The organism is Effusibacillus consociatus (assembly GCF_042652925.1).
Lineage (GTDB): Bacteria > Bacillota > Bacilli > Tumebacillales > Effusibacillaceae > Effusibacillus > Effusibacillus consociatus.
The window spans coordinates 1-2,681 of sequence record NZ_JBHSHC010000131.1 but is presented as its reverse complement, the minus strand read 5'-3'; the positions used below and the strand labels follow the sequence as shown (position 1 = coordinate 2,681).

Below are 2,681 nucleotides of genomic sequence, written 5' to 3'. Positions count from 1 at the left end.
GTCATTATATTCGTCATCTCTCGGACAGGCAATTCCGTCAGCTTATGGGCATTATGCTACAGCGGCAACATCATTAATCCTGCACTTGCTTCCACTTCCGACGTTCTGGCCAAAAGTGAAGCGATCCAAAAATACAAAAGATACTATTCCGATTACACCCAAGAAGAGCTTAAGTATATACAGCAGTATCGGGACGCTTCTCGAAATATTAAGGGAAGCCTCGGGGACCAAATTGTTGAAAGAGCAATTTGGTACATGGAAAACGGGTACATGGTCTATGGACATGGTTATAATTCATATCAAAAGAAAGGCATTGTCGATTGTTCTGAGTACACGAAACTCGTTTATGGCGATTTTGGATTCAACATTACAGATGTTGCACGAAAATATGGTTCTGTGGGGACTCGAATCGAGGGAGTATATCCTGAAAAAGTTAATGGCAAATGGAGACTTAAAGGAACTGAGAACCTGCGTCCTGGGGATATATTAACCTGGTGGGCTAAAGATTCTAAGGGAAACAAATATATTAGTCACGTTGCAATTTATATGGGAATGATAAACGGACAGCCAGCTGTAATTGGTACACGTTCCCAAGGTAATCCAACCGCCATCGGCATCGTTAATAATTTCAGTTACTGGTGGGGCAGCAACTTTTTCACAGCACAACGAGTTCTGCCGGAAGGATCCTGGACGCCTGGTCAAGTTCCGAAAGGTCATGAGGCTAAACCTCCTGTAATTCCGGAAAGTTACGTATTGCCACCGCAAAAGCGAATCGTCATTCCCAAATAAAACCAGTGCCCATATTTGTCCTATCTTAAAGTGGGGGTTTGACCAACAAAACGGAGCCCTACATCTGGGGCTCCTTAAATTACTCTAACTAGATCTTCCATCCCTGATTACGTACTCCTTTGTTCACCCTACAAATCGACTCTCGCAGGTTGGTTCCCTAATGAAAGGGACTGCAACAGGGCGGCATTTCAAGGAGTAACACGAATGGAAAATAAACAAGTTGATCCATGTAGAACTCCCGCGCATGCTGCCTTACATTATTTTGATGCCAGTACCGCCTTTTCAATATATTCCTCTAACGTTAAGCCCTTCTTGGCTACTTCCATAGAAATATTCGTGCCTACATATCGAATGTGCCATGGTTCAAAATTGTATCCAGTGACGGCCTCTTTCCCCTTTGGATAGCGGATAATGAATCCATACTCGTGAGCGTGTTTGATCAGCCATTTAGCTTCGGGGGTATCTGCAAAGCAGTCCTCAGCAGCGCATTTGCCTCTGCTATCGGAAATATCGATGGCGAGACCTGTCTGATGCTCACTGTGACCTGGTTTTGCGCTATTTTTGCGAGCCTTCTCTTCACCCTGTACTTTGACATAGTGATTAAAAAGCGACTTTTGGGTTTCGTAGGAACGGTATGCGGAAACACCGGCCAAGGAAATGCCGTCCTTCTCTGCTGCAGCAAACAGCTTGTCCAACGCCTGGGCCGCTTCATTTCGCATGAAACGTTTTTCATCTTTCTCTGTAAAAATGAACGGGATGTTAGGTTCTACCAAATCGGAGGGTATGTAATTCGAGGGCAGCCTATTCATTTTGTTAACTAGTACAGTGATAACCTCCGGCTTAGCTACGACTTGTACGGCATCGTTTTTGTCCCTTTCTATCTGTCTCTCAATACCCGATTCAGTAGGTGGCAATGTGGGGGGATCCGCCTCTGAAGCCGTTACGGATTGACCAGGTGTTTTGACGTTCGAATCGGGTTTCAGATCGAAGCATCCGGTCAGTAAGGTAGTCACTCCGAGAACGAGAGCAATTTTGGGGGTAAATTTACCTGTGTGCATACGCATGTACCTCCCTATCTCGTTAATAGGCGCAGTAGTCATTATAGCACATATCAATTCCACTTATGCAAAGTAGGGGATATCTGTTGGGACAATGGGTGGGCTGATTTCTAGTGTTTTAAACCGCTCTTCATTGGGATCGATCTCAAACTTTTCCAAACACGGCATGAGTATTCCTTTGAAATCTATCCAGCGCGGAGGATGTTCATAAGTAGAGTAGAGAACTGAAATTTCATTGCGGGCGCTAGCCCGCTTTTACTTTTTCAGTTCCCCCTGCATCAAACCGGACGTGAGGTTTTCCCTCATCCGGCTTTCCGATATTCTTCTTCTCTGTGCATTACGGTACTCTCTAAGAGGCAAGTTTCTTGAGTCCGGCGAGTGAGGCAACCATTCCTGCCACTCCGGATTTGTTGTGTTTCTTTCGACGATTGTGCTTCTTATTCCAGAACAGCATCAGTCTCTTGCGGATATACCAATCGATCTTGTTAAGGAATTGAATCGCAAATGAGTCCAGAGAGTAGTAGTTCTTCCACCCCTGAATCTTGGGGTTCAGTTCCTCCACCATTTGGTTCATCGTCCAGTAGAGACGGTTCCGGGGTTCAGTAACCTCTTTGACCGCCTTTTTCATCTTCTTCATGGCCTTCTTTGAAGGGTAACTTCGAAGGATGAATTGTTTATGACCGCCTTTAACAAGCTTTGGTATCTTCCGGTGATGCATGCCCAGAAAATCGAACCCTTCCTTGTCATCCCAGAGGTTGACCAGCTTGCTCTTAAGCCCCGTAATCAAGTTGGACAACCTCCGAAATAAGAGCGATACTATACGTAGGAGGATTG

General features: G+C 45.2%; 3 protein-coding genes. 1 reads left to right on the top strand and 2 read right to left on the bottom strand.

What is annotated here, in order from left to right:
• Positions 1 to 789 (top strand): NlpC/P60 family protein (locus tag ACFO8Q_RS19015; protein WP_380027978.1); only part of this gene is annotated, 789 nt, incomplete at its 5' end.
• 257 nt (positions 790 to 1,046) lie between these two features.
• On the opposite strand, the gene ACFO8Q_RS19010 is transcribed toward ACFO8Q_RS19015, so the two are convergent.
• The gene (locus tag ACFO8Q_RS19010; RefSeq protein ID WP_380027976.1) at positions 1,047 to 1,853 is read right to left on the bottom strand and encodes a M15 family metallopeptidase; all 807 of its coding nucleotides are present in this window, start codon (positions 1,851 to 1,853) and stop codon (positions 1,047 to 1,049) included.
• A gap of 343 nt (positions 1,854 to 2,196) precedes the next feature.
• Positions 2,197 to 2,634, bottom strand: coding sequence for a group II intron maturase-specific domain-containing protein (locus ACFO8Q_RS19005; protein WP_380027974.1), 438 nt, complete (start codon positions 2,632 to 2,634; stop codon positions 2,197 to 2,199).
• Positions 2,635 to 2,681 lie beyond the last annotated feature (47 nt).

Bases quoted from the DNA above. Each gene is read 5' to 3' on its own strand.
- ACFO8Q_RS19010 (WP_380027976.1), bottom strand. From the start codon at position 1,853: ATGCGTATGCACACAGGTAAATTTACCCCCAAAATTGCTCTCGTTCTC.